The sequence below is a fragment of the Cellulomonas sp. ES6 genome (genome assembly GCF_030053835.1).
In the GTDB taxonomy this organism is placed as follows: Bacteria; Actinomycetota; Actinomycetes; order Actinomycetales; family Cellulomonadaceae; genus Cellulomonas.
On sequence record NZ_CP125655.1, the window covers coordinates 3,110,749 to 3,137,622 of the forward strand.

Annotated in this window: 31 protein-coding genes and 3 tRNA genes; 17 read left to right on the top strand and 17 right to left on the bottom strand. The window is 76.2% G+C overall.

Going from position 1 to position 26,874, the window contains the following annotated elements; genetic code table 11:
* Positions 1 to 49: 49 nt before the first annotated feature.
* Both P9841_RS14485 and P9841_RS14490 read right to left on the bottom strand, forming a co-directional pair.
* Complete coding sequence (locus P9841_RS14485) at positions 50 to 670, bottom strand: FMN reductase (protein ID WP_283319346.1); 621 nt, start codon at positions 668 to 670, stop codon at positions 50 to 52.
* A gap of 133 nt (positions 671 to 803) precedes the next feature.
* Positions 804 to 2,003 carry an LLM class flavin-dependent oxidoreductase gene (locus P9841_RS14490; protein WP_283319347.1) on the bottom strand — a complete coding sequence of 400 codons (1,200 nt, stop codon included), beginning with the start codon at positions 2,001 to 2,003 and terminating at the stop codon, positions 804 to 806.
* A gap of 195 nt (positions 2,004 to 2,198) precedes the next feature.
* Here P9841_RS14490 and P9841_RS14495 point away from each other — a divergent pair, with 195 nt between their 5' ends.
* Positions 2,199 to 2,642 carry an ArsR/SmtB family transcription factor gene (locus tag P9841_RS14495; RefSeq protein WP_283319348.1) on the top strand — a complete coding sequence of 148 codons (444 nt, stop codon included), beginning with the start codon at positions 2,199 to 2,201 and terminating at the stop codon, positions 2,640 to 2,642.
* 10 nt (positions 2,643 to 2,652) lie between these two features.
* Here the strand turns inward: P9841_RS14495 and P9841_RS14500 are convergent, their stop codons facing one another.
* Entirely contained in the window at positions 2,653 to 3,267 is a 615-nt protein-coding gene (locus P9841_RS14500; RefSeq protein ID WP_283319349.1) for a M15 family metallopeptidase, read from the bottom strand.
* A 156-nt stretch (positions 3,268 to 3,423) separates the two neighbouring features.
* Here P9841_RS14500 and P9841_RS14505 point away from each other — a divergent pair, with 156 nt between their 5' ends.
* The gene (locus tag P9841_RS14505) at positions 3,424 to 3,585 is read left to right on the top strand and encodes a hypothetical protein (protein WP_283319350.1); all 162 of its coding nucleotides are present in this window, start codon (positions 3,424 to 3,426) and stop codon (positions 3,583 to 3,585) included.
* A 120-nt stretch (positions 3,586 to 3,705) separates the two neighbouring features.
* On the opposite strand, the gene P9841_RS14510 is transcribed toward P9841_RS14505, so the two are convergent.
* Positions 3,706 to 6,075, bottom strand: coding sequence for a transglycosylase domain-containing protein (locus P9841_RS14510; protein ID WP_283319351.1), 2,370 nt, complete (start codon positions 6,073 to 6,075; stop codon positions 3,706 to 3,708).
* A 93-nt stretch (positions 6,076 to 6,168) separates the two neighbouring features.
* Between P9841_RS14510 and P9841_RS14515 the strand changes: the two genes are divergently transcribed.
* A complete protein-coding gene (locus P9841_RS14515; RefSeq protein ID WP_283319352.1) occupies positions 6,169 to 6,507 on the top strand; it encodes a DUF2087 domain-containing protein in 339 nt (112 codons plus the stop codon).
* Positions 6,508 to 6,554: 47 nt separating this feature from the next.
* Here P9841_RS14515 and P9841_RS14520 read toward each other — a convergent pair whose 3' ends face one another.
* From P9841_RS14520 to P9841_RS14535, 4 genes are all read right to left on the bottom strand, one after another.
* The gene (locus P9841_RS14520; protein WP_283319353.1) at positions 6,555 to 6,866 is read right to left on the bottom strand and encodes a hypothetical protein; all 312 of its coding nucleotides are present in this window, start codon (positions 6,864 to 6,866) and stop codon (positions 6,555 to 6,557) included.
* Positions 6,867 to 6,990: 124 nt separating this feature from the next.
* A tRNA-Phe gene (locus P9841_RS14525) sits at positions 6,991 to 7,066 on the bottom strand.
* 42 nt (positions 7,067 to 7,108) lie between these two features.
* Positions 7,109 to 7,182: transfer RNA gene (locus P9841_RS14530), tRNA-Asp, on the bottom strand.
* Positions 7,183 to 7,219: 37 nt separating this feature from the next.
* Positions 7,220 to 7,292, bottom strand: a tRNA-Glu gene (locus tag P9841_RS14535).
* Positions 7,293 to 7,371: 79 nt separating this feature from the next.
* Between P9841_RS14535 and P9841_RS14540 the strand changes: the two genes are divergently transcribed.
* Together P9841_RS14540 and P9841_RS14545 are read left to right on the top strand one after the other, a co-directional pair.
* Complete coding sequence (locus P9841_RS14540; RefSeq protein WP_283319354.1) at positions 7,372 to 7,734, top strand: metallopeptidase family protein; 363 nt, start codon at positions 7,372 to 7,374, stop codon at positions 7,732 to 7,734.
* A 46-nt stretch (positions 7,735 to 7,780) separates the two neighbouring features.
* Positions 7,781 to 8,698, top strand: coding sequence for an LLM class flavin-dependent oxidoreductase (locus tag P9841_RS14545; RefSeq protein ID WP_283319355.1), 918 nt, complete (start codon positions 7,781 to 7,783; stop codon positions 8,696 to 8,698).
* A gap of 75 nt (positions 8,699 to 8,773) precedes the next feature.
* Here the strand turns inward: P9841_RS14545 and galE are convergent, their stop codons facing one another.
* Positions 8,774 to 9,733 (bottom strand): UDP-glucose 4-epimerase GalE, encoded by a 960-nt coding sequence (gene galE, locus P9841_RS14550; protein ID WP_283319356.1) that lies wholly within the window; start codon positions 9,731 to 9,733, stop codon positions 8,774 to 8,776.
* Between the two features lie 231 nt (positions 9,734 to 9,964).
* Here galE and P9841_RS14555 point away from each other — a divergent pair, with 231 nt between their 5' ends.
* From P9841_RS14555 to P9841_RS14580, 6 genes are read left to right on the top strand one after another with little or no spacing between them, the layout of a single operon-like run.
* Positions 9,965 to 11,131 carry a polyprenyl synthetase family protein gene (locus P9841_RS14555; protein ID WP_283319357.1) on the top strand — a complete coding sequence of 389 codons (1,167 nt, stop codon included), beginning with the start codon at positions 9,965 to 9,967 and terminating at the stop codon, positions 11,129 to 11,131.
* Positions 11,128 to 12,114 carry a phytoene/squalene synthase family protein gene (locus P9841_RS14560; RefSeq protein WP_283319358.1) on the top strand — a complete coding sequence of 329 codons (987 nt, stop codon included), beginning with the start codon at positions 11,128 to 11,130 and terminating at the stop codon, positions 12,112 to 12,114. The genes P9841_RS14555 and P9841_RS14560 overlap by 4 nt, the downstream gene beginning before the upstream one ends.
* Entirely contained in the window at positions 12,111 to 13,826 is a 1,716-nt protein-coding gene (gene crtI / locus P9841_RS14565) for a phytoene desaturase family protein (protein ID WP_283319359.1), read from the top strand. The genes P9841_RS14560 and crtI overlap by 4 nt, the downstream gene beginning before the upstream one ends.
* Positions 13,823 to 14,179 (top strand): lycopene cyclase domain-containing protein, encoded by a 357-nt coding sequence (locus P9841_RS14570; RefSeq protein ID WP_283319360.1) that lies wholly within the window; start codon positions 13,823 to 13,825, stop codon positions 14,177 to 14,179. The genes crtI and P9841_RS14570 overlap by 4 nt, the downstream gene beginning before the upstream one ends.
* Entirely contained in the window at positions 14,176 to 14,517 is a 342-nt protein-coding gene (locus P9841_RS14575; protein ID WP_283319361.1) for a lycopene cyclase domain-containing protein, read from the top strand. Before P9841_RS14570 ends, P9841_RS14575 begins: the two co-directional genes overlap by 4 nt.
* A complete protein-coding gene (locus tag P9841_RS14580) occupies positions 14,514 to 15,386 on the top strand; it encodes a prenyltransferase (protein ID WP_283319362.1) in 873 nt (290 codons plus the stop codon). Before P9841_RS14575 ends, P9841_RS14580 begins: the two co-directional genes overlap by 4 nt.
* Here P9841_RS14580 and surE read toward each other — a convergent pair.
* Positions 15,376 to 16,170: a 5'/3'-nucleotidase SurE gene (gene surE / locus P9841_RS14585; protein ID WP_283319363.1), complete on the bottom strand. Its 795-nt coding sequence runs from the start codon at positions 16,168 to 16,170 to the stop codon at positions 15,376 to 15,378. The genes P9841_RS14580 and surE overlap by 11 nt on opposite strands.
* Before the next feature lie 13 nt (positions 16,171 to 16,183).
* Positions 16,184 to 17,170 carry a PfkB family carbohydrate kinase gene (locus tag P9841_RS14590; protein WP_283319364.1) on the bottom strand — a complete coding sequence of 329 codons (987 nt, stop codon included), beginning with the start codon at positions 17,168 to 17,170 and terminating at the stop codon, positions 16,184 to 16,186.
* A gap of 191 nt (positions 17,171 to 17,361) precedes the next feature.
* Here P9841_RS14590 and P9841_RS14595 point away from each other — a divergent pair, with 191 nt between their 5' ends.
* Positions 17,362 to 19,224: a mechanosensitive ion channel domain-containing protein gene (locus P9841_RS14595; RefSeq protein WP_283319365.1), complete on the top strand. Its 1,863-nt coding sequence runs from the start codon at positions 17,362 to 17,364 to the stop codon at positions 19,222 to 19,224.
* Positions 19,225 to 19,592: 368 nt separating this feature from the next.
* Positions 19,593 to 19,877, top strand: coding sequence for an adhesin (locus tag P9841_RS14600; RefSeq protein ID WP_222170375.1), 285 nt, complete (start codon positions 19,593 to 19,595; stop codon positions 19,875 to 19,877).
* Between the two features lie 174 nt (positions 19,878 to 20,051).
* On the opposite strand, the gene P9841_RS14605 is transcribed toward P9841_RS14600, so the two are convergent.
* Positions 20,052 to 20,321 carry a GlsB/YeaQ/YmgE family stress response membrane protein gene (locus P9841_RS14605; protein ID WP_283319366.1) on the bottom strand — a complete coding sequence of 90 codons (270 nt, stop codon included), beginning with the start codon at positions 20,319 to 20,321 and terminating at the stop codon, positions 20,052 to 20,054.
* 167 nt (positions 20,322 to 20,488) lie between these two features.
* Positions 20,489 to 20,836: a VOC family protein gene (locus P9841_RS14610; RefSeq protein WP_283319367.1), complete on the bottom strand. Its 348-nt coding sequence runs from the start codon at positions 20,834 to 20,836 to the stop codon at positions 20,489 to 20,491.
* Between the two features lie 188 nt (positions 20,837 to 21,024).
* Between P9841_RS14610 and P9841_RS14615 the strand changes: the two genes are divergently transcribed.
* Entirely contained in the window at positions 21,025 to 21,615 is a 591-nt protein-coding gene (locus tag P9841_RS14615) for a TetR/AcrR family transcriptional regulator (protein WP_283319368.1), read from the top strand.
* Here the strand turns inward: P9841_RS14615 and P9841_RS14620 are convergent.
* On the bottom strand, positions 21,588 to 22,262 hold the full coding sequence (locus P9841_RS14620) for a hypothetical protein (RefSeq protein WP_283319369.1): 675 nt from the start codon (positions 22,260 to 22,262) through the stop codon (positions 21,588 to 21,590). The two genes, P9841_RS14615 and P9841_RS14620, sit on opposite strands and share 28 nt — an antisense overlap.
* 56 nt (positions 22,263 to 22,318) lie before the next feature.
* Positions 22,319 to 22,768: a DUF4383 domain-containing protein gene (locus P9841_RS14625; RefSeq protein ID WP_283319370.1), complete on the bottom strand. Its 450-nt coding sequence runs from the start codon at positions 22,766 to 22,768 to the stop codon at positions 22,319 to 22,321.
* A 224-nt stretch (positions 22,769 to 22,992) separates the two neighbouring features.
* On the opposite strand from P9841_RS14625, the gene P9841_RS14630 reads away from it, so the two are divergent.
* Positions 22,993 to 23,592 carry a DUF2231 domain-containing protein gene (locus tag P9841_RS14630; protein WP_283319371.1) on the top strand — a complete coding sequence of 200 codons (600 nt, stop codon included), beginning with the start codon at positions 22,993 to 22,995 and terminating at the stop codon, positions 23,590 to 23,592.
* 20 nt (positions 23,593 to 23,612) lie between these two features.
* Here the strand turns inward: P9841_RS14630 and P9841_RS14635 are convergent, their stop codons facing one another.
* Positions 23,613 to 24,212 (bottom strand): TetR/AcrR family transcriptional regulator, encoded by a 600-nt coding sequence (locus P9841_RS14635; RefSeq protein ID WP_283319372.1) that lies wholly within the window; start codon positions 24,210 to 24,212, stop codon positions 23,613 to 23,615.
* A 61-nt stretch (positions 24,213 to 24,273) separates the two neighbouring features.
* On the opposite strand from P9841_RS14635, the gene P9841_RS14640 reads away from it, so the two are divergent.
* Positions 24,274 to 25,152: an NAD-dependent epimerase/dehydratase family protein gene (locus P9841_RS14640; protein WP_283319373.1), complete on the top strand. Its 879-nt coding sequence runs from the start codon at positions 24,274 to 24,276 to the stop codon at positions 25,150 to 25,152.
* A 60-nt stretch (positions 25,153 to 25,212) separates the two neighbouring features.
* Here the strand turns inward: P9841_RS14640 and P9841_RS14645 are convergent, their stop codons facing one another.
* On the bottom strand, positions 25,213 to 25,872 hold the full coding sequence (locus tag P9841_RS14645) for a TetR/AcrR family transcriptional regulator (RefSeq protein ID WP_283319374.1): 660 nt from the start codon (positions 25,870 to 25,872) through the stop codon (positions 25,213 to 25,215).
* A 77-nt stretch (positions 25,873 to 25,949) separates the two neighbouring features.
* Here P9841_RS14645 and P9841_RS14650 point away from each other — a divergent pair, with 77 nt between their 5' ends.
* Positions 25,950 to 26,873, top strand: coding sequence for an ABC transporter ATP-binding protein (locus P9841_RS14650; RefSeq protein WP_283319375.1), 924 nt, complete (start codon positions 25,950 to 25,952; stop codon positions 26,871 to 26,873).
* Position 26,874: the final 1 nt, after the last annotated feature.

A 26,874-nucleotide genomic window follows, 5' to 3' on the forward strand; every position in this document is an offset into this window, starting at 1 on the left:
GCCGGCACGACCGCCCGGCCGGGCCGGGGGCCGTGCGGCGCCGCCCGGGTCAGCCTCCGAGCAGGTCCGCGAAGCTCGGCGCGCCGGCGAACGGGTCCTGCGGCCCGCGCGTCCCGCGGGCGGCGACCGTGGCGGCGAGCTCGGCGCCCGCGCGGCGGATGCGCGCCGGCAGCGGGTTGGGCTCGCCGGCGGTGGCGCCCGACGCCCAGTCGTCGGTCGCGGCGAACACCGACGTGGTCGCGACGTCGGCCCGCAGGTAGGTGAACAGCGGGCGTACCGAGTACTCGAGCGCCAGCGAGTGCCGGGCGGTGCCGCCGGTCGCGCCGAGCAGCACCGGCATCCCGACCAGCGCGTCCTTGTCGAGCACGTCGACGAACGACTTGAACAGGCCGGAGTACGTGGTGGTGAACAGCGGCGTGACGGCGATGACCGCGTCCGCGCCGGTGACGGCCTCGATGACCTCCGCGAGCGCGGGCGGCGGGAAGCCGGTGAGCATCGCGTCGACGATCTCGTGGGCGTGGTCGCGCAGCTCGACGACGCGGACCTCCGCGAGGTCGCCGCGGTCGGCGAGCTCGGTCGCGGTCGCCTCGGCGAGCCGGTCGGCGAGCAGGCGGGTGGACGACGGCCGGCCGAGACCGGCCGACAGCGCGACGATCGTGCGCTGGGTCATGGGGGTGGCTCCTTGGTGCCGTGACGGCGGTGCGGGTGCCGGGCAGGAGGGCGGTGCGGGGACGCGCGGGGCGCGTCCACCGGTCCGAACCTCCCGCCCGGCGGGGGTGTTCCCGGCTGTCCGGGATGCGGGATCAGAGGCCGAAGGCGGCGCCGGGGCGAGCCGTCACCGCGTCCGCGGCGGCGGTGTCGTCCTCGGCGGTCTTCCCGGTCCAGTGGTCGGCGGCCGCGACGGGCTGGGCGTGCACCTCGCCGGCCGCGCGGGCGGCGGCGACGCGCTCGGCGTGGCTCGGCGGGTCGGACGGCACGTGCGCGGGCCGGTCGGACTCCATCTCCTTGCGGAGCACCGGCACGACCTCGCCGCCCAGGATGTCGAGCTGCTCGAACACCGTCTTGAGCGGCAGGCCCGCGTGGTCGATGAGGAACAGCTGGCGCTGGTAGGCGCCGACCTCGTGCCGCATGGCGGCGTAGCGGTCGATGACCTGCTGCGGCGAGCCCACGGTGAGCGGGGTCTGGGCGGAGAAGTCCTCGAGGGACGGCCCGTGCCCGTACACCGGCGCGTTGTCGAAGTACGGCCGGAACTCGTCCACGGCGTCCTGCGAGTTCTTCCGCATGAACACCTGGCCGCCGAGGCCCACGATCGCCTGGTCCGCCCGGCCGTGGCCGTAGTGCTCGAACCGCTGCCGGTAGAACTGGACCATCTGCTTGGTGTGGCTCATCGGCCAGAAGATGTTGTTGTGGAAGAACCCGTCGCCGTAGTAGGCGGCCTGCTCGGCGATCTCGGGGCTGCGGATCGAGCCGTGCCACACGAACGGCGGGACGCCGTCCAGCGGGCGGGGGGTCGAGGTGAAGCCCTGCAGCGGGGTGCGGAACTTGCCCTCCCAGTCCACGACGTCCTCCTCCCAGAGGCGGCGCAGCAGGGCGTAGTTCTCGATGGCCAGCGGGATGCCCTGGCGGATGTCCTGGCCGAACCACGGGTAGACGGGGCCGGTGTTGCCGCGGCCCATCATGAGGTCCATCCGGCCGTCGGAGATGACCTGGAGCATCGCGTACTCCTCGGCCAGGCGGACCGGGTCGTTCGTGGTGATCAGCGTGGTCGCGGTGGACAGCACGATGCGCTTCGTCCGGGCGGCCAGGTAGCCGAGCATGGTGGTGGGGGACGACGCGACGAACGGCGGGTTGTGGTGCTCGCCGGTCGCGAAGACGTCGAGGCCGACCTCCTCCGCGTGCTCCGCGATCGCGAGGATCGAGCGGACACGCTCGGTGTCGTCGGGCGTCCGCCCGGTCGTGGGGTCAGGCGTGATGTCGCTGACCGTGAAGACTCCGAACTGCATCTCGCGCTCCTCAAACTCGATGCGTTTGCATGTACATGGCGCTGCAACCGGGTGGGTGGCGGATCTATTCCGCCGATCGGGACGAAGGTCCCGCGATGCACGCAGGCGGCTCGTCCTCAACCGCGTGGTTGACCACCGGTCGGCGCGCGTGGCAGCCTCACGGACGACCCGCACCGGCCGTCGGAGGAGGACCCCGTGCCCGGCGACGACCGGCTGTCCCAGGTGTTCGCGGCGCTCGCCGACCCGCTGCGCCGCGACGTCGTCGCCCGGCTGGCGTCCGGCGACGCGACCGTGGGCGAGCTCGCCGCCCCGTACGACGTCACCACCCAGGCGGTGTCGAAGCACCTGCGCGTGCTCGAGGACGCCGGGCTCGTCAGCCGGCGCCGCGAGGCGCAGCGCCGCTGGGTGCACCTGGAGACCGAGGTGTTCGACCTCATGACGCTGTGGATCGAGCGGTACCGGCGCCAGGCGGAGTTCCGCTACCGGCCGCTCGAGGACGTGCTGCTCGGCGAGGGCACGCCCGCCGAGGACGCGCCGCGCGTCCGCACCGAGCCCGCCCCGCGGGTGCGACCCGAGCGCGAGCGGGAGTTCCAGCCGTGGGACCTCGGCGCCCGCGCCGTCCGGCGGGACGACCGCTGACGCGTCCGGGTCAGGCCTGGTACGCCCAGTGCCAGGGCTCGCGCGGGGTGTCCTCGACGAACCCGTAGCGGCCCGCGTTCGCCCGCATCCACGACTGGGCCGCGTCGTCCAGGTCCAGGTCGACCGCCATGCCCCAGCCGTGGTCGCTCGTGCCCGGGACCGCCGCCAGGCCGCCCTGCGAGTACAGGCCCTTGCGCGCCGCGACGTCCACCTGCGCCTCGTACGACCGGTAGGAGTCGGTGATGCCGATGCTCACGCCCGCGCGCGCGGCGTCGGCGCGCAGCCGCTCGAGGGAGTCCGCCGCGGGGGCCCACAGCCGGTGCCCGGTGCCGTCGACCGGGGCGAGCGCGGCCTCCGGGATGCGGCCGTTGCCGTACGCCGCGAGCTCCGCGGGCACGCCGTCGGCCGTGAGCGTGCCGGACGTCCCGGACGCCGCGCCCGCGCCGGCGACCGTGCCGGCGACCGTGCCGCCGGTGCCCGCCACGGCGAGCTCGAGGGCGCGCGCGAAGTCGGTCCCCGTGCTCGACGCCGTGGTGGTGCCGGTCGTCGCCGGGGCGAACGAGCCGAGGGTCGCCTGGATGGCCGCGATGCGCTGGCCGATCGCCGCGATGCCGTCCACGCCCATGCGGTCGTGCTCCTTCCCCCGGGGTGCTCCTGGTCCCATCGGCCGCAGGCCCCGCGTCCTGAGCGGAGCCGGCGGATCCGCGCAACCGTGCGGCAGATCGCGACACGCGGGGGTCGCAGCCCGGCCGTGTCGGTGGTCGTGCGTACCGTCGTGTGCATGAGCGGACGGCACGTGTGCACCTGGTTCGACGACGCGGACGGCGTCGAGCTCCTGTGCGTCTGCGGCGGCCGGGCGGTGGTCGTCGTGGACGACGAGACCGGCGACGACCTGCTGGTCGTGCTCGCCGACGAGCCCGCGGTCCTGGCCGCCACGGCCTGAGCCCCGGCGCGCGTCCCGGGCGGGCGCGGCCCGATCGGCGGCGCCCCGCGCGGGCGTCTGCGCCCCGAGAGGCATCCCGAGCGGGCGCCGACCGCGCTGCCGGTGACCCGACCGGCGGCGTCAGGGCCCCGGGGGTGCCGGCTGCCCGGTTCCCGGCGTGGCCGGCGGTCCCGCCGCCGGACCCGCGGAGAGCGACAGCGTCACGGTCGACCCGGCCGTCGCCGTCCCCGACCGGCTCTGCTGCGCCACGCGCCCCGCCGGCACGTCGGACGGCACCGGCGGGCCCGTGACGACCCCGAACCCGGCGGCCGTCAGCGCCTCGCGCGCGCCCGCCTCGTCCCGGCCGACCACCCAGGGGACCGGCACCTGCCGGCCCAGCACCTCGTCCTGCCCCGCGGGCGCGAAGCCCGGCACCGCCACGCCCTCGAGCGTCCGGGTCATGAACCCCATCCAGATCGGCACCGCGACGGACGACCCGTACACGTTGCGGATGTAGCGGCCGTTGATGACGACGTCCTGCATCGGGACGGTCCCCTCGGCGTGCCCCACCCAGACGGCCGTGGCCCGCAGGGGCGTGTAGCCGACGAACCAGGTGTGCTCGTTGTGGGACGTCGTGCCCGTCTTGCCCGCGGCCGGGAAGGGGGGCGCGGGGGTGTTCGCCGTGCCGCTCCAGACGTTCTGCAGCGCGTGGTTGACGGCGTTCGCGATCCGCGGCTCGAGCGCGGGCGTGCAGGTGGACTCCGGCACCGGCAGCTCCTCGCCGCGGGAGTCGACCACCGAGGTGATCGCGACGGGCGTGCAGGTCGTGCCGCCGGTGGCGAAGCCGGCGAAGGCGGTGGCCATCGAGAGCGGGGCGACGGACTGGCTGCCGAGCACGTTCGCCGGCAGCGGGTCGAACGGTCCGTCGCCCGATCGCCCGCCGGCCTTGTGGATGCCGAGCGAGGTCGCCGTGTCCATGATCCCGCAGAGGTCCAGCTGCGAGGCCATCGCGATGTACCCGGAGTTCACCGAGTTCCGGGTGGCGTCGAGCACCGACATCACGCCGCCGGAGCCCTCGGCGTTGCCGAACCGGTACTCGGTGCTGGGCTCCAGCACGGTGCACGGCGCGGAGAACTCGCTGAACCGGTAGGAGAACCGGGTCGCGTTCACCGTCTCGGACAGGCTGTGCCCCTGCTTCAGCCACTGCGCGAGGGTGAAGGGCTTGAACGTCGAGCCCGGCGGGAACCCGCTGCCGCCGCCGTAGCGGAAGTCCGTGGAGTAGTTGACGGCGGTCTCGCGGTCGCCGTGCTCCTCGGTGTTGTTGTAGACGCGGTTCTGCGCCATCGACGTGATCCGCCCGGTGCCGGGCTCGACCGTCACGAGGGCCGTGGCGACCCCCGACGGGTCGTCGACGGGCACGCCGGCACGCACCTGCTCGTCCGCGATCGCCTGCTCACGCGGGTCGAGCGTCGTGGTGATGGTGAGCCCGCCGCGGTACAGCAGGTCGATGCGCTCGGCCTCGGTCTCGCCGAACGCCGGGTCGTCGCGGATGAGCTTGGTGACGTAGTCGCAGAAGAACCCGGAGCCGGGCACCGCGGCGCCGGCCGCCATGCAGCCGACGACGGGGTCGGTGACGCGCAGGGTGCTCCGCAGGGTGGTGGCGGCGCCCTCGGTGTACTCCGCCCGGCTGATGTACCCCTGCTGCCGCATCAGCCGCAGCACGACGTCCCGGCGGTCCCGGGCGGCGCGCGGGTTGCGGAGCGGGTCGGTCGCCGTGGGGCTCTGCGTGATGCCCGCGATGGTGGCCGCCTCCAGGTACGTGAGCTCCGAGGCCGGCTTGGAGAAGTACCGCTCCGCGGCGGCCTGCACCCCGTAGGTGTTGACCCCGAACTGGGCGATGTTGAGGTACGCCTCGAGGATCTGGTCCTTGGTCAGCTCCTTCTCGAGCGCGATCGCGAGCTTCGCCTCCCGGAGCTTGCGGGCGTACCCCTCGGCGCCGCTCGCCTCCCGGGCGGCGTCGGCGGCGGCGAGGTCGCCCTGGCGCACCGCCCGCTCGACGAGGACGTTCTTGATGTACTGCTGCGTGAGCGTGGACGCGCCCTCGGTGCGCTGCGGGTGCTGGAGGTTCCGCACGAACGCGCGCATCATGCCCTCGGGGTCGATGCCGCCGTGGCGGTAGAACCGCTTGTCCTCCGTCGCGACGACGGCGTCGCCCATCGGCTCGGAGATCGCGTCGAGCGGGACGACCTCGCGGTTCTCCGCCCAGAAGACGGCGAGCTGCGTGCCGTCCGCGGCGTGCAGCGTGGAGCGCTGCGAGAGCGGCGGGCGCTCGAGCTCCGTCGGCAGGTCCTCGAACGCCTCGACCGCGAGGTCGGTCGTCCCGTCCGCGACCGCGACGGTGGGCAGCACGAGGGCGGCGGTCAGCAGGCCGCCCGCCCCGGCCACGAGCACGTACGCGACCAGCAGCGCGACGACCCGGACGATGGACATGCGTCGCGGCCCCCCTGCCATGCCGCCACGCTAGGCCAGGTCGGGCCCGGCGTGCCCGGGGAACGGCACGATCCGTCTCAGGTCCACCCGGCCGCCGGTGCCTATCCTGCGGGGGTGGACGTCCCCTCGGTGCAGCCCCCGGGGCCCGCGGCGGTGCCCCGCGCGGAGCCCGACCCCGTCGCGCGGGCGGACCGGTTCCTGGTGCGCGGCCGGCTCGAGCAGCTCCCGCGGCGCCGTGCCGACCGGGACCTGGTGCTGCGCCGCCTGGCGCACGGCGTCCTGCCCGAGATCGACGAGCCGGTCGCCGAGCGCGAGCTCACCGCCCGGCTCGCCGAGGTGGGGCGCGACCCCGTCGGGCTGCGCCGCGAGCTCGTGGAGGCCGGCCTCGTGACGCGCACCCGGGACGGCGCGGAGTACTGGCGCACCCGCGTGACGGAGTTCGACGCGCTGTAGCGCGCGGCTCCGGCCGGCGATGACGGCGCGGGCGGCGCGGGCGGGTGTCAGCCCGGCGCCACGCCCGCGGTGTGCCGCGGCAGGTCGTCGTCGCCGAGGTCCGTGCGCCACACGCCGACCACGCGGAGCCCGGCGACGTCGAGGTGCGGTGCGACGACGTGGTCCAGCGGGGTGGGCCAGTCGGGCGCCGTGAGCCGTTCCCGGGCCAGCGGACGGCCCGCGTCGTCGTGCACCGTGAGGGTCCACACCAGGTCGCCGTCGCCCGCCGCCCCGGGGGAGTGCACGGCCACGGTGCGGGCGCGGGAGAGCGTCCCCTCGTCGAGCGCCGCCAGCCGCGGCAGGTCCTCGTGGTGCGCCATCGCCCCTCCGTCCGAGCAGCATGATGCTCGTCCGGACCGGGCGTCGTCTCGCCCCGCGGCGGGTGAAGCAGGGCGGCGGCACGACGAAGCCCCGTCCGCTGTGCGGCGAACGGGGCTTCGAGGGTGGTGGCTCCGACCGGCGTCGATCCGGTGACCTTTCGATTTTCAGTCGAACGCTCTACCAACTGAGCTACAGAGCCTCGGGACGACGACGCCGGCCCTGGTGGACCGGCGCTGTCGAGCGACCCCGACGGGACTTGAACCCGCGACCTCCGCCGTGACAGGGCGGCGCGCTAACCAACTGCGCTACGGGGCCTCGTAGTGAGACCTATTCTTCCACATGCACCGGCTCGTACCCCCAACGGGATTCGAACCCGTGCTACCGCCGTGAAAGGGCGGGGTCCTGGGCCGCTAGACGATGGGGGCTTGCGCCCCTGACGTCGAGGCGTCTTCAGACCGGTGACGATCATACGGGTAGGAACGCCGAACGCCAAAGTCGGCCAGGATGGGCCCCGTGGTGGACATGTCGCGGGAGGACTTCGAGGACGCCGTCCGGGACGGCCTGGACCTGATCCCGCCGGAGCTGGCGGCCCGGATGGACAACGTCGTCGTGCTGGTCGAGGACGACCCGCCGGCGGACGACCCCGAGCTGCTCGGGCTGTACGAGGGCGTGCCGCTGACGGAGCGCGGGGAGTTCTGGGCGGCGGGGTCGCTGCCGGACCGCATCACGATCTACCGGAACCCGACGCTCGCGCTGTGCGCGGACCGGGACGAGGTCGTCGAGGAGGTCGCCGTCACCGTGGTGCACGAGGTGGCGCACCACTTCGGGATCGACGACCGGCGGCTGCACGAGCTCGGCTGGGGCTGACGAGGTGCCCCCGGGGGGTGTCGGGGGCCCTGGCTACGCTGCCGGGATGACCGGAGCCAGCCCCGCCCGCACGCGCCTCGGCGTCGTGATCCTCCCGCAGCAGCGCTGGGCGCAGGCCCGGCACACCTGGCGCCGCGCCGAGGAGTACGGGTTCGACCACGCCTGGACCTACGACCACCTGGCGTGGCGGTCGCTCGCGGACGAGCCGTGGTTCGCGACGGTGCCCCTGCTCGCGGCGGCGGCCGCCGTCACCGAGCGGATCCGGCTCGGCACGTGGGTCGCGTCGCCGAACTTCCGGCACCCCGTGCCGTTCGCGAAGGACGTCATGGGCCTCGACGACGTCGCGGGCGGGCGGTTCCTGCTCGGGCTCGGGGCCGGAGGCGAGGGGTTCGACGCGGGCGTGCTCGGGCCGGCGCCGACGCGCGGCGAGCGCACCCGCCGGTTCGAGGAGTTCGTCGAGCTGCTGGACCGGCTGCTGACCCACCCGGAGACGGAGCACGAGGGCACGTTCTACGCCGCCCACGGGGCCCGGATGCACCCGGGCACGATCGCGCGGCCGCGCACGCCGTTCGTCGTCGCCGCGAACGGCCCGCGCACGATGGCGCTCGCGGCGCGGTTCGGCCAGGGCTGGGCGACCTACGGCCCGTCGTTCGCGCCGGAGGACGTGACGGGCCCGGTGTCCGCCGCGCAGGAGGCGTGGTGGTCCGGGCTGGCCGGGATGGTGGACCAGGTCCGGGAGGTCGCCGCGCGGGAGGCCCCGGGCGGGCGGGTGCCCGACCTGTACCTCAGCCTCGACGGGGCACCGGTGTACTCGCTGGAGTCGCCGGAGGTGCTGGTGGAGGGCGTCGAGCGCGCGACGGCGCTGGGGTTCTCCGACGTCGTCGTGCACTGGCCGCGCGAGCGGGGGATCTACGCCGGCTCGGAGGACGTCATGGCCGAGGCGCTGTCCCGGCTCGGGCGCTGACCGGGGCCCTGCGTGCCGGTCCCCGGCCCCGGCCCGCGTGCAGGTCCCGGCCCGCGCGGTCCGTGCCCGGCGGTGTCAGGGCTGGGCCTGGCGGGCCTCCCACGCGCTGGCGACCATCTCCGTGAGCGTGTGCCGCATGACCCAGTCGAGGTCGCGCGCCGCGGCCTCGCCGGACGCCACGATCCGGGCGGGGTCGCCCGGCCGGCGCGGCGCGACCTCGGGCTCGAACGCGATGCCCGTGCCCTGGGCCATGGCGGTCATGATCTCGCGCACGGAGACGCCGTCCCCGGAACCGAGGTTGTAGACCGCCTGGAGCGGCCGGTCCTCCGCCAGGGCGCGGGCGGCCGCCACGTGCGAGACGGCGAGGTCCGCGACGTGGACGTAGTCGCGCACGCACGTCCCGTCCGGCGTCGGGTAGTCGTCGCCGTTGATGCGGGGCGTGCGGCCGGCCGCGAGGGCGTCGAGCACCAGCGGGAACAGGTTGTGCGGGCTCGTGTCGGAGAGCTCCGGGCTGCCGGAGCCCACGACGTTGAAGTACCGCAGAGACGTGTGGCGGAGCCCCGTGGCGCGCGCCTGGTCGCGCAGCAGCCACTCGCCGATGAGCTTCGACTCGCCGTACGGGGACTCGGGGGCGGTCGGGGTCTCCTCGGTGACGAGGTCGACGTCCGGGGTGCCGTAGACGGCCGCGCTGGAGGAGAACACGATGCGCCGGACGTCCGCGGCGGCCATCGCCTCGAGCAGGTGCGCCGTGCCCGTGACGTTCTGCTCGTAGGTGTGCAGCGGCCGCTGGACGGACACCCCGGCGTACTTGAAGCCCGCGAGGTGCACGACGCCGGTGACCCCGTGCGTGCGCAGCGCGTCGGTCACGAGGGCGGTGTCGAGCACGGACCCCTCGACGAACGGCACGTCCCCGGGGACGAACCGGCGGTGCCCGGACGAGAGGTCGTCCAGCACCACGGCGGGGATGCCCACCTGACCGAACGCCCGCACCACGTGCGACCCGATGTACCCCGCGCCTCCGGTGACCATCCACATGGACCGCAGCCTAGCGCGCCGGTGGTGCTTTCTGCTCGGATCCGGTGGTTCCTGTGCGTTTGCCGGGCGTTGCCGGCGGCTGCCGACGCCCTCCCCGGCGACCGGGCGGCCGGAGTGGCTCGTGGAGAGCCCGCCGATGCGGCAGAGTGCTCGTGAAGGCGCTCACCACCGGTGGTGCGGAGGGAGATGCTCAGTATGCTGAGCACCTCGCTCGAGCCCAGGGGAGGACGCGTGCGCAGGACACGCAGCACGGCCGACGGCACGCACGCGCCCGCGCGCGTCGGCCTGGCCCCGGACGCCCCGGCGGCGCACCTGGTCCTGCCCGTGGAGGCGGGAACGGACGACCTCGCCGCCCGCGTCGAGCAGGGCCTGGCCGAGGTGCGGCTGCTGCTGGTCGACGAGGTCGCGCGGCGCCGGGCCCGCGCCCGCGAGCTGGCGCCCGAGCACGCCGCCCTCTGGCGCGCCGTGGGCGACCAGATCGGCGGGCGGCTCATGCGCCCCCGGCTCACGCTCGCCGCGTACCTGGGCCTCGGCGGCACCGACCTGGCCGGCGCGGCGCCGGTCGCGGCGGCGCAGGAGATGCTGCACACCGCGATGCTCGTGCACGACGACGTGCTGGACCACGACGACACCCGTCGCGGCCGGCCCAACGTGACCGGCAGCGCGCGGCGGCGGCTCGCCGCGAACGGCGTGACTGGTCCGGCCGCGGAGGCGCCGGTGCTCGCCGCCGGCCTGCTCGGCGGCGACCTCGCGCTGGCCGCCGCGTTCGAGCTGGTCGCCGGCGCCCCCGTGCCCGCCGAGGTGCGCCTGCGCGTCGTGCAGGACCTCGCGCGCGCGGTCGACACCACCGTGGCCGGGGAGCTCCTCGACGTCACCGGCAGCCTGCACGGCCCGACCGCGGTGGACGCGCTGCGGGTCGCCGAGCTGAAGACCGCTGTGTACTCCTGCTGCACGCCGCTCGCGGCCGGGGCGCTGCTCGCGGGCGCGGACGACGGCGTGCTCGGCGTGCTCGACCGGTTCGGCACCGCCTTCGGGATCGCGTTCCAGCTCCTCGACGACGAGCTCGGCGTCTTCGGCGACCCGGCGGTCACGGGCAAGTCGACGCTCTCCGACCTGCGCGAGGGCAAGCGCACGGAGCTGCTGCGCCTGGCCTACCTCCGGGCGGACGCCCCCGGGCGGGCGGTGCTCGACGCGGCCGTCGGGCGGCACGACCTCACCGAGGCCGAGGCCGACCGCGTCCGCGAGGTCATGGTGCGCTCGGGCGCGCTGGACGAGTCGCGCCTCGTCCGCGCCGACGCCCTGCGGACGGCCCGCACGACCGCCGACGAGGGGCTGCCGGCCGGGCTCGCCGCGTACCTCGGCTCGCTCGTGGCGGTCGTGGCGGGGACGACCCCGTGACCGCGACGCCGGGCACCGGGGTCCGGGCGGCGTCGGCCGCGCTGTACGACCGCACCGCCGCCCGGGCCAGCCGCGCGGTGCTCGCCGGGTACTCGACGTCGTTCGGCCTGGGCACGCGGCTGCTCGGCCCGCGCGCCCGGCACGACATCGAGGCGGTCTACGCGCTGGTGCGGATCGCCGACGAGGTCGTCGACACCCGCGGCGGCGCGGACGCCGCGGCCCTGCTGGACGAGCTGGAGGCGCAGACCGGCCGGGCGCTGGGGTCCGGGTGGTCGACGAACCTCGTCGTGCACGCCTTCGCCCGCACCGCGCGCCGCGTCGGCATCGGGCACGCCGAGGTCGACCCGTTCTTCGCGTCGATGCGCGCCGACCTGACCGTGCGGGTGCACGACCGCGCCTCCTACGAGCGGTACGTGTACGGCTCCGCCGAGGTGGTCGGGCTCATGTGCCTGCAGGTGTTCCTCAACGCCGACCGTCGTCCCGGCGAGCCCGTCCGCCGCCCCGACGCCGCGACCGTGGACGGCGCCCGGGCGCTGGGCGCGGCGTTCCAGAAGATCAACTTCCTGCGCGACCTCGGCGCCGACGCGGGGGAGCTCGGCCGGTGCTACTTCCCGGGTGTGCCGGCGACGGGCCCCACCGACGCGCAGCTCGCGGAGATCCTCGCGGAGATCGGCGACGACCTGGCGCGCGCCCGCGCGGCGCTGCCGCGGCTGCCCCGCCGGGCCCGTGCGGCGGTCGCCGCGACGCTCGCGCTGTACGACCGGCTGCTGGCGGAGCTCGCCGCGACCCCGCCGGAGCAGGTGCTGGCGTCGCGGGTGCGCGTGAGCACGCCGCGCAAGGTCGCGGTGCTGGTGCGGACGCTCGCGGAGCAGGCGGCGGACGCGGTGCCCCGCCGGGGCGGCGCGGCCGGCGGCGCCGCGGCCAGCAGGACGGCGGCCGGCGCACCCGCGCCCGCCGCGACGGACGACGGAGGTGCGGCGTGACGGGTCGGGTGGTCGTGGTCGGCGGCGGGATCGGCGGCCTGGCCACCGCGGCCCTGCTCGCCCGGGGCGGCGCGCAGGTGACGCTGCTCGAGCGGCACGACCGGGTCGGCGGGCGCACGGGCACGCGGGAGCTCGACGGCTTCCGGTTCGACACCGGCCCGTCGTGGTACTTCATGCCCGAGGTGTTCGCGCACTTCTTCGCCCTGCTCGGCGAGCGCGTCGAGGACCACGTCGACCTGGTCCGGCTGGACCCGGCGTACCGGCTGTTCCCCGAGCCCGACCCGGCGCTCGGCCCGGACGCGCCGTCCGAGCCGTTCGAGGTCACCGCGGACCCCGAGCGGAACTGGGCCACGTTCGAGCGGCTCGAGCCCGGGGCCGGCGAGGCCCTGCGCCGGTACACCGAGCAGTCGACCGAGGCGTACCGCACCGCGCTGGACCACTTCCTCTACACGACGTTCGAGCGGCCGGACCGTGCCGTGACCGCGGACGTCGCGCGCCGGGCCGGGACGCTCGCGTCGCTGCTGACCCAGTCGCTGGCGCAGAAGGTCGCGCGCACCACGGACCACCCGGTGCTGCGGCAGGTGCTCGGCTACCACGCGGTGTTCCTCGGCTCGTCGCCCTACCGCGTGCCGGCGCTGTACTCCCTCATGAGCCACCTCGACCTCGTGGACGGCGTGCAGTACCCGCGCGGCGGCATGTACACCGTGATCGAGGCCATCGAGCGGCTCGCTGTCGCGCAGGGCGTCACCATCCGCACCGGCGCCGAGGTCGTCGGGGTCGAGGTCGACCCGGCGGCGCGCAGCGTCCGGCACCCCCGCCGCACGGGCACGGCGCGCGGCGTCCGGCTCGCGGACGGGGAGCTCGTGCCCGCCGACGTCGTCGTGTCCGGGGCGGACCTGTTCCACACCGAGACGGCGCTGCTGCCGCCCGAGCACCGCACGCTGCCGGAGTCCTGGTGGCAGGACCGCGCGCCGGGGATCTCCGCCCTGCTGGTGATGGCCGGCGTCCGGGGCGAGCTCCCGGAGCTCGCGCACCACTCGCTGTTCTTCACGCGCGACTGGCCCGGGAACTTCGACGCCATCCTCGGGCCGACGGTGCGGCCGGTGCCGGTGGGCCGGCTCCACGTCCCGGACACGGCGTCGCTGTACGTGTCGCGGACCACGGCGACCGACCCCGGTGCCGCCCCGCCCGGGCACGAGAACCTCTTCGTGCTGGTGCCGTTCCCGGCGGACCCGTCGATCGGCGCGGGCCCGGACGGGCAGGCGGAGCTCGACGCCCACGCGGACCGGTTCCTCGACCAGGTCGCGCGCTGGGCCGGCATCCCCGGCCTGCGCGAGCGGGTCGTGACGCGTCGGGTCGTCGGGCCCGCGGACTTCGCGCGCGACTTCTCGGCCTGGCGCGGGACCGCCCTCGGCATGGAGCACACCCTGGGTCAGAGCGCGATGTTCCGCCCCGGGGACCGCTCCCCGCGGGTCCCCAACCTGCTGCACGTCGGGGGCGGTACCGTGCCCGGCGTGGGGCTGCCGATGTGCCTGATCAGCGCCGAGCTGGTCGCCAAGCGCCTGCTCGGCGAGACCTCGCCGCGCCCGCTGCCCGCGCCGCTGCGCCGGGGCTTCCTCGCCGCTGCGCGCCCGCGCGGGGCGTGGGCGCCGGTGCTCGCGGCCGGTCCGGCGACGGAGCCCGACGGCTGCGAGCCGGCGGGGGCGTGGTGACCGCCCTCACCGGGTTCGCCTACCTCGGCGCGCTGCTGCTCTCGCTCGGCGGGCTCGCGATGATCGACCGCAGGTTCCGACTCGCGTTCTGGTCGCACCCGCGCCGCACCGCGCTGTGCCTCGCGATCGGCGTGGCGGGGTTCCTGCTGTGGGACGTGGCCGGGCTGCTGCTCGGCATCTTCTCCCGGGGTGAGAGCCCGCACATGACCGGGCTGCTGCTCGCCCCGGACCTGCCCGTCGAGGAGGCCGTGTTCCTCACGCTGCTCTGCTACGTCGCCCTCCTGGGGTGGCGGTGGTTCGACCGGCAGTCCGCGCTGCGGGAGCGGTTCCGGGGCGAGGAGGCGGGGCGGTGACCAACATCGTGCTCAACGTCCTCGTGCTGCTGGCGCTCGTGGTGGCGTCCTGGCGGGTGCTGCGGCGGGTGCGCCCGGGCCCGCTGGTCTGGACGGCCCTGCACCTGTGCCTGCTGACCATGGTGTTCGACACCGTGATGATCGCGGCCGACCTGTACGTCTTCGACGAGGACAAGATCCTCGGCGTCTACCTGTGGGGCGCGCCGCTGGAGGACTTCGCGTACGCGATCGCGGCGGCGCTCGCGATGCCGGTGCTGTGGACCGTGCTCGCGGGCCGGGAGGCGCGGCGGTCGGCCGCCGGTGCCGGGCCGGCCGCGACGCCGGGGGAGGGCGTGTGAGGCAGGTTCTCGCGGCCTCGCGGCCGTTCTCGTGGGTCAACACCGCCTACCCGTTCGCCACCGGCTACCTGCTGGCGACGGGGGGTCGCGTCGACGCGACGTTCGTCGTCGGCACGCTGTTCTTCCTCGTGCCGTACAACCTGCTGATGTACGGCGTGAACGACGTGTTCGACTACGCCTCCGACCTGCGCAACCCGCGCAAGGGCGGCATCGAGGGCGCGCTGGTCGACCCGGCGGCGGCCCGGGCCGTGCACCGCCGGATCCTGTGGGCGTCCGGGCTGTCGGTGCTGCCGTTCCTGGTCTGGCTGCTGGCCGTCGGGTCCGCGGCGGCCGCCGTGACCCTGCTGGTCGTCGTGTTCCTGGTCGTCGCCTACTCCGCTCCCGTGCTGCGGTTCAAGGAGCGCCCGGTGCTGGACTCGGCGACCTCCGCGATGCACTTCGTCGGGCCGCTGCTGTACGCGCTGGTGCTGGTGGGCGCCGACCTCGGGTCGCGCTCGGTGTGGCCCGTCCTGGTCGCGTTCGTGCTGTGGGGCATGGCGTCGCACGCGTTCGGCGCGGTGCAGGACGTGCGGGCGGACCGGGAGGGCGGCATCGGGTCCGTCGCCACCGTGCTCGGGGCGCACGCGACGGTCGTCGGGGCGACGGCGGCGTACCTCCTGGCGGCGGTCGTGCTGGTCGCGCTGCCGTGGCCGGGCTGGCTCGCCGCCCTGCTGCCCCTGCCCTACGCCGCGAACGCCGCGCGGTTCTGGTCCGTGCGGGACGAGGACTGCGAGCGGGCGAACGCCGGGTGGCGGGTGTTCCTGTGGCTCAACCTGGTGGTCGGGTTCCTCGTGACGATGCTGCTGATCGCGGTGGCGCTCACGGGCTGACGGCGTCGGCGTCGCCCGGCAGCGGGACGGGGGACTCGGGCAGGTCCGCCTCCGCGTCGAACGCCGGGGCGTGCAGCAGCGTCACGGTGGCCCAGCCGCGCAGCAGCAGCCCGGCGTCGGTGTCCTGCTCCCGCGAGGCCTGGTGCTCGGAGAACGTCAGCATGAGGTTGCCGTGCTCCACCTCGTGCACGCGCGCCTGGACGGCGCCGAAGGCCGCCAGCGGGGCGCGGCGCAGGCCGCGGACCTCGCCCGCGGGCCGGTCCGGGACGTTGAGGTTCACCACGCGGTCCGGCAGGTGCGGGCGGTCCCGCATCCACTCCAGCACGTGGCGGGCGTAGAGCCCCGCGGTGCCCCAGTGCTGCGGGCGGGCGTCCGCGAGGGAGACGGCCATCCCGCGGATGCCGTGCGTCGCGGCGGACAGGGCCGCCCCCACCGTCCCGGAGTGCAGCACGGCGTGCCCGGTGTTCGCGCCGCGGTTGACGCCGGACAGCACCAGGTCGGGCTTCGGGCCGAAGCCGCCGTGCGCCGCGACGAACGCGATCATCCCCGGGGCCGCGCGCACCGCGAAGGACGCGACCCCGCCCGGCAGCCCGGGCGCGTCCAGCCGGTCCACCACCAGGCGGCCGTCCCGCTCGGCGCCCAGCAGGGCGGCGCTCGCCCCGCTGGAGTCCCGCGCGGGCGCGGCGACCACGACCTCGTCCGCCCCGGCGTCCAGCGCGACCCGGGCGAGCACCGCCAGGCCCGGGGACTCGATCCCGTCGTCGTTCGTCACCAGCACCCGCATCGCCGCTCCCTCCTCAGTCGATCTCGCGGACCGTGATCTGCTCCGCGAACCGCTCGATCTGCTCCCGGTGGCCCGTCCCCAGCCCGCGCCGCGTCACGTTCAGGGCCCCCGCCGCCGCGCCGAGCCGGGCGGCCTCGGTGAGCCGCAGCCCGCGCCCGACCCCGACGGCCGTGCCGGCCGTCATCGAGTCGCCGGCGCCGCGGTGGTCCACGGTCGTGACCGACGGGGGCACGATCTCCGCGACGCCCTCCGCCGTCACCAGCAGCGCCGGCTCCGCGGCGCGCGACACCAGCATCGCGCCGACCTGCCCGGCCGGCACCGCGTCCGCGCCCTGCCCGCCCGGGGGCGCCGGCACGTCGCGCAGCAGCCGCCGGGCGCCCGCGCGCAGCGACGCCACGGAGTCGTCCGCGGCCAGCCCCGCGTCCACGAGCTCCTCGTGCGACATCTTCAGCACGTCGGCACCGGCCTCCGCGGCGGCGACGGCGGCCTTGCCGGACAGGTCCGCGACGGTCCGCACCCCGGCGGCCCGCAAGTCCCCGACCAGGCGGCCGAAGAACGACGGCGGCAGCAGCGGCGTCGGGTACGCGCCGGTGACGACGCACACGTCCGCGTCCAGCGCCTCCACCAGGACGGTGCCGTACAGGTCGTCGAGCTCGTGGCGGTCCAGGCGGGCCGGTGGCATGAACGCCAGCTCGGTGCGCTCACCGCCGCGGCGGTCGTGCAGGTACGCGCCGTTGCCGCCGGCGTACGACACGCGCCGCACCCGCAGGTTCTCGACCTCCGCCAGGTGGCCGAGCACGGTGCCGGCCTCCCCGCCGAAGGGTCCGCAGACGACCACGTCCGCGCCCAGCGAGTACGCCATCCGCGCCACCCAGAGGCCCTGGCCGCCCGGGTGGACGTGGATCTCCGGCGTCACGTCGTCCGAGCCGTTCTCGAGCGTGACGGTGAGGATCGGCGTGGGTGCGAGCACGCACACGCGCGGGTTGCGGCTGGTCGGCACGGGCGGCCTCCGGGGCGTCCACCGGGCGGGGATCCCATGCTGACGTGCGGCGACGCGGTCCGCACGTCCAGGCCGGCCGCACCGGTGCGCCCGCCGCGGGGCCGCCGGGCGTGTGCAGGTCGTGCGCAGGGTCCGCGAGGGCCGCCCGCTGCGGTGGAGGGGTCCGGGCGCCGCGTGGTCGGATGGGCGCCGTGATCCCTGCAGCCGTCGAGTCCGAGACCGCCGAGACCGCCCGGGACGTCCTCGTCCCGGTGCTGTCCGTCGCCGGTGCCGTCGTCGCCGCCCTGCTGGTGGCCGTCGTCATCGGCGCCCTGGTGCGGTCGGTCGCCAAGAAGTCCGTCATCGCCGCCGACCTGTCCCGGCGGTCGAAGCACGCCCTGCGGGCCGTGCTCGTCGTGATCGCCGTCTGGATCGCCCTGCGCATCTCGGTGCCGGCGGACACGTGGCAGTCCTCCGGCTGGATGCGGGCCGCGGGCCACGTCCTGCTCATCGCGCTGATCGTCGCCGTCACCTGGCTGGTGGGCACGCTCGCGTTCGTCGTCGAGGACGCCGCCCTGTCCCGCTACCGGGTCGACGTGAAGGACAACCGGCACGCCCGCCGCGTCCGCACGCAGATCCAGGTGCTGCGCCGCATCACGGTCGCCGTGCTCGTCGTCGTCGCCACCGCGGCCGTGCTGCTGACGTTCCCGGGGGTGTCCGCGTTCGGGGCGAGCCTGCTGGCGTCCGCCGGCGTGCTGTCGATCGTCGCTGGCCTCGCGGCCCAGAGCAGCCTCGCGAACGTGTTCGCCGGCCTGCAGCTCGCGTTCACCGACGCGATCCGGGTGGACGACGTCGTCATCGTCGAGGACGAGTGGGGCCGCATCGAGGAGATCACGCTGACCTACGTCGTCGTGCACGTCTGGGACGACCGCCGGCTGATCCTGCCCTCGACCTACTTCACGCAGACCCCCTTCCAGAACTGGACCCGTCGCGCCGCGGAGCTGCTCGGGACGGTCGAGATGGACGTCGACTGGCAGGTCCCCGTCGACGACCTGCGCGGCGAGCTCAACCGCCTGCTCGCGGCGACCGACCTGTGGGACCACCGCGTCGGCATCCTGCAGGTCACGGACGCCGTCAACGGGGTGGTGCGGCTGCGCGCGCTCGCGAGCGCCGTCGACGCGCCGACGCTGTTCGACCTGCGCTGCTACCTGCGCGAGGGGCTGGTCGCGTACCTGCAGCAGGCCGCGCCGCAGGGGCTGCCGCGCACGCGCATCGAGACGACCCGCGGCGCCGAGCCGGCCGTCGGCGGGTCGGCACGCCCGGAACCCCCGCGGCCGGTCGCCCCGGCCGTCGAGGGCGGTCAGCAGGACGCCCGCCTGTTCACCGGGAGCGTCGAGGCGCTGGAGCGCTCGCGGTCGTTCGCCGGCCCGGGCGAGGACGTCATCGCCGAGCGCGAGGAGCACGCGGCCGAGGCGCGCGCGCAGGAGGAGGCGCCCGCGGGGCGGACGTCCGGCGGCAGGACCGTGGGCGTCGTCGCGGCGCCCGGGACGGCGGCGGTGCCCGCCGCGGCCCCGCCGGCCGGGGACGTGCCGGACGGGTCGGACGAGTCGGACGAGTCGGACGACCGCGCGCCGCAGGCGCCGGCGGGCGCGGTCCCGGAGGCCGTGGAGTCTGTCCGTTCGGAGGCTCCGACGGGGCAGGGCGCTCCGACCGGTGCGGTCGCGCGCGACGAGACGCCCCTCCGTTCGGAGGCTCCGACGGGGTCGGGCGCGCTGACCGGCGCGGCCGTGGACGGCTCCGCCCGGCCTGAGCCCCTGCCCGCGTCGGCCCCCCGTTCGGAGGCGGGCAGGGATGCGGCGGCCCAGGCGGACGCCCGGGAGTCGGGCACGGAGGTCCGCGTGCCGCGGACGGACGAGACCCAGCTCATCGACCCGGCGGGGCCGGGCACGATGGTGCTGCCGGCGGTCGGGGAGGACGCACCCGGATCGGCCGACCAGGACCGGTCGGCCGGTGAGGGCGTCGCCCAGCCTCCGACCCGGCGGTCGGTCCGTAGCGCCCCGCGCGACCCGCGCTGACGCCCTCCGCGGCCTCGCGAGCCGTCGCCGAGAGTCCAGGACACGCCGGCGCGCGGCCGGGAAGCCGGGCGAGTCCTGGACTCTCGGCGCGCATGCGGGTCGGGTGAGCGCGCATGCGGACTGGCCGCGCGGGCGGGGGTGTGAGCGGGCATGCAGGGCGGTGGGCGCGCACGCGGGGTCGGGTGCGCGGGCGCGTAGCGTCCCTGCGAACCGCGGTGCTGTCCACCGGGCTCCGCGCAGCGGACACCCGCGGTCTTGCCCAGCGGACGCCGGGTTGCAGCCTCCCGGGATCCTGCCGACGGTGGAAGGGTCCGATGGCCGGTCCGCCCCTGGTGTCCCGGCCGCCACCGGCAACGAGAGGAGCCCCCGTGCTCACCTTGACCGACAACGCCAGCACCGCCGTCCGTGACCTGACCACGCGTGCCGGGCTTCCCGACTCGGGTGGTCTGCGGATCGCCGAGTCGCAGCAGCAGCTCGGTTCGTTCGAGCTGGCCCTCGTCCCGGAGGCCGTGCCCGGGGACGAGGTCATCGCGTCCGACGGTGCCACCGTCTTCGTCCCGCCGGAGACGGCGACCGCTCTGGCGGACCTCACGCTCGACGCGGACCCGTCCGCGGCCGGCAGCCCCGGCTTCACGCTCGCGCCGCAGGCCTGAGCCTCCCGTGACGGCGACGAGGGCTCGCGCAGCCGCTGGTGCGGATGTGCGAGCCCTCGTCGTGCCGGGCGTGGTGCCGTGCGGTGTCCCACCGTCCGGCCCGGGCCCGGCACGGTCCGACGGTGGTCTCCCACCACCGCCGGACCGGGTCGGTGCCCCCGTGGGGGCGGACGCTCAGACGCGGGCGCCGCGGCGTCCGGTCAGGGCGCCGTAGATCAGCAGCACGACGATCGAGCCGCCGATCGCGAGGAGCCACGTCTGCAGGGACCAGAAGTCCTCGAGCGGTGCGTCGAACAGCACGCTGCCGAGCCAGCCGCCCAGCAGGGCCCCGACGACACCGAGCAGCAGCGTCACGAACCACCCTCCGGCCTGGCGGCCCGGGAGGATCGCCTTGGCGATCGCACCGGCGATCAGGCCGAGCAGCAGGAATGCGAAGAATCCCATCGGACACCTCCAGGTGACGTGGTGCGGTCGGGGATGACCGTCGCACGCCCGGCCCGGTCCCGCATCCGGAAGCGCTGCCCAGCGGCAGGTGAGCCGGTGCCCGGCCGGTGCCGTCCGGGTTCCGTGCCCGTCCCGTCCGCGCTCCGCGCCGGGTCCGGCGCCCGGGGTCAGGCGGCCGGCACGAGGTCGAACGCGTTGCCCTCCGGGTCCGTCAGGCTGACCCACCGCGCGGTCCCGCCGACCGCTCCGACCCGGCGGGCGCCGAGGCGCACGAGGCGCTCCGACTCGCGCTCGAGGTCGGTGGTGACCAGGTCGAGGTGCAGGGTGTTGCGGACGACGCCGCCGGGCTGCACGCGCTCGAAGGCGAGCCGGGGGGCGCCGGCGTCGGGGAGCACCTCGGCGCGCTCGGGGCTGGCGCCGGGTGCGACGTCCCGGCCGAGCGCGGCGGCCCAGAACAGGGCGACGGCGTGCGCGTCGTAGGCGTCGAAGGTGAGTCCGCGGAAGGTGCTGGCCATGGGGTGCCTCCATCGAGCGGGGCGGTCGTGTGGGGTCCGGGGCGGCAGCTGCCGCGGGGCCGGGAGGGGGTCGCGCGGCGTCGACGGATCGGCGGGGGCGGCGTACCCTGGGAACGAAACGGAGGAGACTCTCGTTTCGTCCAGAACTCTAACCGGAGGGCCCTCCGGATCGCAAGAAGGGAATCGTCGTGACCACCGCACCCGCCGCCAAGCCGCTGCGCGCCGACGCCGCACGCAACCGCGCCCGGCTGCTCGCGGTGGCGGCCGAGGCCCTCGCGGAGGACCCGGACACGCCGCTCGAGGCGATCGCCCAGCGCGCGGGCGTCGGGATCGGCACCCTGTACCGCCACTTCCCGGAGCGCGGCGCGCTGGTCGAAGCCGCGTACCGCCAGGAGGTCACGGCGCTGTGCGACGCCGCACCCGCGCTGCTCGGGCAGGTCCGCCCCGCCGCCGACGCCCTGCGGGAGTGGATGGCGCGGTTCGTGCGCTACGCCGCGACCAAGCGGGGGATGGGCGCCGCGCTGCGCACCGCCGTCGGGTCGGACTCGTCGCTGTTCGCCGAGACCAGGACCCGCATCATCGCGGCCATCGACGTGCTGCTCGACGCGGGACGGGCGGACGGCTCCGTCCGCGGGGACGTCGACGGCGAGCAGGTGATGCTCGCCATGGGCTGCGTGTGGAACGTCCCCGACTCCGACCGGTGGGCCGACCGTGTGCGGGGCCTGCTGGACCTCGTGGTCGACGGCCTGCGCTACGGCGCGGGGGACGCCGCGCGCTGAGGCGGCGGGGCGGCGGTGCCCCGCTCCCGCGCGACCCGGTACGACCGCCGGCGCACCCGGGCGGCCCAGCCCGGCACCGTCATCGGCGCATGGCGCACCGGGTCGAATCGCAGCGCGTCGTCGTCGCCGTCGTCCGCCGCCGGCGGGCAGGTCAGCCGCCCGCACCGTCGCCAGGCCCCGCCGGGCCGCGCGGACAGCAGCAGCAGGTCGACCCCGTCGCGCGGCGCGCCCGGCACCGGGACCGCGGCGAGCACCACGCCGCGCCCGTCCTCGTCGACGAACGGCATGATCGTCGAGAACGGACCGCGGGACGGGCGCAGGCGCGGCACCAGCGCGAACCGGCCGAGGCGCCCCAGGCCCGTCGAGGACAGCAGCAGGTCCTGCTCGCGGCCGTCCCGCCACCACCGCACCGCGAGGCCCCCGACGTCGGGCAGCGGTGCCGGCAGGCCGGCCGAGCGGGACACCCGCACGAGCGCCGGGACCACGGCCGGCGCACCGAGCTCCCGGGCGCCCGGCGCGCCCGCGTCGTCGAGCAGCAGGACGCCGCGGTGCACCACGCCCCGCGGGTGCAGCGGCCGGGGCGACCGGCGCAGCACCCCCACGGCCCGGACCGCGACGGCGAGGACCGCGCCGGCGGCGTCGGCCACCGGCGCGGTCCCCGTGGTCCGGTGCCGGCCGGCCCCGGGGGTCGTGCGGTCCGCGGTCAGGCGCGGGCCGACCGGGCGGTGCGGTCGCGACGCGGCCACAGGGCGATCGCCAGGCCGGCGAGCGCCGAGACGACGTGCAGCCCGTTGTCGGCGCCGTTGATGTTGAGGATGTTGGCGTCGGGGTTGTTCGCCACGACCAGCCCGTAGACGAACGTCGCGCCGTAGCCGACGAACAGCAGCCAGCCGTACGTCCGGGCGCGGGACGCGGTGGACCACAGGGCGATGCCGGCCAGGCCGATGACGATGTGCACGACGTTGTGCAGCGGGTTGATGGCGAACCCGACGAGCGTCTGCGAGTGGTCGTGCTCGGTGAAGCCGTCGAACCCGGTGACGAGGAACCCGGCGAGGCCCACGACCAGGTAGACGATCCCGATCACCAGGGCGAGCCACTGGTGCGGCTGGCGCTCGGACGTCACCGCGGTGCCGGCAGGGGTGGGTGCGGTCATGGCGGACTCCTTCGCGCGGCCCGGCTCGACACCGGGCCGGCGTCGTCGGGGCCGCGTGCAGTGGCGGCGCGCCTGGTCTCGACGCTGGTTCAGCCCGGCCAGCATCACCCGGCACCCCGCCGGGCGCATCCCGGCCCGGTCGGGCGCCGCTCGCCGTGCGGGGGCGGCCGGGGCGGGTGATGCTCGACGGCGACGCCCCTGCCGCCGACCACCCGGGAGCCCCGATGTCCTCCGACGAGAGCCCCGCCCTGCGCGCGGTGCGCCGCCTCGAGCGTGCCGCCGGCCTGGACGCCGCGGTCGACCGGGTGCGCCCGGCCGTGCAGTCCGCGCTGCGCGCCGCCCCGGGGGTCGCGCGGCTGCTGCACGGCAAGCCCCTCGGCCACGCGGCCCACCCGATCGCGACGGACGCGCCGATCGGGTTCTGGGTCAGCGCGAGCGTGCTCGACCTGGCCGGCGGGGACGACTCGCACCGCGCGGCGGACACGCTGCTGGGTCTCGGGATCCTGTCGGCCGTGCCGGCGTCGGTCACCGGGCTCGCGGACTGGGCGGTCTCGGGCCGGCGCACCCAGCGCGTGGGGGCCGTGCACGCCGCGCTGAACACCGTCGCCCTCGGCCTGTACGGCGGCTCGTGGCTGCTGCGGCGGCGCGGGCACCGCGGGCTGGGCGTCGCGGTCGCGCTCGGGGCGGGCGGGGTGCTGGGTGCCTCCGGCTACCTGGGCGGGCACATGGCGTCCCGGCTCGGCGCCCCGCCGCGCAGCGCGTCGGGTCCCGCGGAGCCGGCGACCGACCGCCCGCTGGGAGGGTTGCGCGCGGCCGGCGCCTGAGGGGAGGCGCGCGGCCGGCGTCAGGCGGGCCGGGAGATCGCCTCGGCGCCTGCCAGCGTCCGCGTCAGCACGCTCGTGAGCGTGCCCCGGGCCCCGGCCTGCGCCCACTCGCGCAGCGCGACCGTGAGCCCGGTGAGCGCCAGCGCGGCGGCGAGCTCGGCGGTCGCGTCGGGCGTCCCGCGCTCGCGGAGCGCCCGGACGACCGCGGCGGCGAGCCCGGCGTTCTTGGCGAGGTCCCGCTCCTGGAGCTCCGGGTGGGACGCGATCACGCGCTGCCGCCGGACGACGCCGTCGGGGTGCTCCTGGATCCGGGCGGCGGCGGCGTGGGCGGCCGCGGTGGCGGCGTCCCACGGCGTCGCGCCGGGTGGCGCCCCGGCGACGGCGGCCGTGAGCAGCTCCTCGTACGCCGGGCCGCCGGCGAACAGCACCTCGCGCTTGTCGGTGAAGTGCCGGAAGAACGTCCGCTCGGTGAGCCCGGCGGCCTCCGCGATCTGGGCGGTCGTCGTCTGCTCGTAGCCCTGGGTGTCGAACAGATCCAGGGCGGCGCGCAACAGCCTCCCGCGCGAGTCCGGCTCCCAGCGTCCCACCGGTGCAGCATACGTGATGACAGTCGCTGACATCGAGGAGTACGGTGACGGCAGTCGCTGACATCACTCGGCGGCTCCCGCTCAGGAGGACCCCATGAAGATCTTCGTCACCGGTGCCTCGGGACACATCGGCTCCGCCGTCGTCCCGCTGCTCCAGGCGGCCGGGCACGACGTGCTCGGCCTCGCCCGCTCCGACGCCTCGGCCGCCGCGCTCGAGGGGCGCGGTGTCGACGTGCTGCGCGCCGACCTCGCCGACCTCGACGCCCTGCGGGGTGCCGCGGCCGGGTCGGACGGCGTGGTGCACCTCGCCTTCGTCCACGACTTCACCGACTTCGACGGCGCCGCGGCCACCGACCGGGCCGCCGTCGAGGCCATGTCCTCGGCGCTGGTCGGCACCGGGCGCCCGTTCGTCTGCGCGTCGGGCACACCCGTCATCCCCGGCAGGGTCGCCACCGAGGAGGACCTCCCGGCCGTCGGCGGCTCGCTCGGGGCCCGCGCCGAGACCGGCCGCGCGCTGCTGGCGCTCGCCGACCAGGGTGTGCGCAGCTCGCTGGTCGGGCTGCCGCGCACCGTCCACGACGACCACGGGAACGGCGGGTTCGCCGCCGGTCTTGCCGCGATGGCCCGGCGGTCCGGTGTGTCCGGCTACGTCGGTGACGGCACCGCGCGCTGGCCCGCCGTGCACGTGGACGACGCGGCGGCGGCCTTCGTGGTCGCCCTGGAGCGCGCGCCCGGCGGCAGCGTGCTGCACGCCGTGGGGGAGGAGGGCGTCACCCTGCTCGACACCGCCACTGCCATCGGCCGTGCGCTCGACGTCCCGGTGCGGCCCGTCGAGCCGGAGCAGCTCGGGTTCCTCGGGTCGCTCGCCGGCATCGACCAGCCGGCCTCGGCAGCTCTCACGCGGGAGCGGTACGGCTGGGAGCCGGGCGGCCGGGGGCTGCTGGAGTCGCTCGCGGGTCTCGCGCGCGCCTGACGTCGCCGGCCGGGCGGTCGCCGCGGGTGGGGCGCCGCGGACGACCGCCCGGCCCGCCGGTCAGCGGGAGGAGCCGCCCCGCGCCGCGTAGGCCCGCAGGAACGCGCGCGCCCCGTCCGTCATGATCCGCTCCACGTGGGCGGCGTCCGCGCGCCGGCGCGGGGGCTCGTTCAGCACCCGCAGGATCGTCAGTGCCTGGAAGTGGGCCGCGGCGAGCAGGGGGTCGTCCGCGTCGAGCAGGCCGCGGGCCGCGAGCCGGCCGAGCGCCTCGGCGAGCACCTGGTCGTGCGCCTGCTCGAGCGGGTGGTCCACGAGCTCGGGCAGCAGTGGCTCGTTCTCGGCGATGAGCCGCGCAGCCGCACGGTAGTCGGTGGCCCGCAGCAGCACGCGCCCGAGCGCGACCGCGAACGCCTCCGTCGCCGCGCCCAGGTCGGCGGGCGTCGTGACGGCGTCGTCGGCGAGGTGCCGGTCCACCAGCTCGCGCAGCGTCGTGAGCGCGGACTCGCCGGCGTCCTCGATGACGCCGAGCAGCAGCCGGTGCTTGTCGCCGTAGTAGTCGTAGACCGTCCGCTTGGAGACCCCGGCGCGCGCGGCGACGGCGTCCATGCTCGTGCGCTCGACGCCGGACTCGACGAACAGCGTCCGGGCGGCGGTGAGGATCGCTGCCCGCTTGTGCGCCTGCCCCTCGCGCAGCGGCTTGCGCTCCTGCAGCTCCGTCACCGTTCCTCCTCGTTCTCTGCCCCGCGATGCTACACCGCGTCGTGTAGTTGCTACACCACACGGTGTAGTGTGGCGACATGCCAGCCGCGACCCCGCCCCTGCTCCAGGCCCATGCGCTCGTCAAGCGCTACGGGCCCGTCACCGCCGTCGACGGGCTGTCCTTCGAGGTCAGGCCCGGCGTCGTCACCGGGTTCCTCGGGCCCAACGGGGCCGGCAAGTCCACGACGCTCCGGATGTTCCTCGGCCTGGACCGTCCCACCAGCGGCGCCGCGACCGTCGGCGGGCTCCGGCTGGCGGAGACGCCCCACCCGATGCGCGTGGTCGGCGCCATGCTCGACGCCCGCGCCGTCCACCCGCGCCGCACGGCCGCCGACCACCTCGCCTCCGTCGCCCGCGCCGGCGACGTGCCCCGCCGGCGCGTCGCCGAGACCCTCGAGCTCGTCGGGCTCACCGGGGCCGCGCACCGCGCCGCCGGCGACTTCTCGCTCGGGATGAAGCAGCGCCTCGGCATCGCGGCCGCCCTGATCGGCGACCCCGGCGTCGTCATCTTCGACGAGCCGCTCAACGGCCTCGACCCCGAGGGCATCCGCTGGGCGCGCTCCCTCATGCGCGACCTCGCCGCCGAGGGTCGCACGGTCCTGTTCTCCAGCCACCTCATGGGGGAGATGGAGCTGACCGCGGACCACCTCGTCGTGATCCACCACGGACGCCTGCTCGCGGACCAGCCGCTCGCGGCGTTCATCGCCGACCACACCACCGAGCGCGTCCGCGTCCGCACCCCGCAGCGGGACGCGCTGCGGGCGGCGCTCGCCCGCGCCGGGCTGGACGCCGCCGCCAACCCCGACGCCCCGGACCGCCTGGACGTCCCCGGCACGACCACCGACCGCGTCGGCCAGGTCGCCGCCGCCGCGGGCATCGGGCTGTCCGAGCTCACCGACGTCCGCGACTCCCTCGAGGACGTCTTCCTCACCATGACCGCCCCCGGGAACGAGGCCGCCTGAC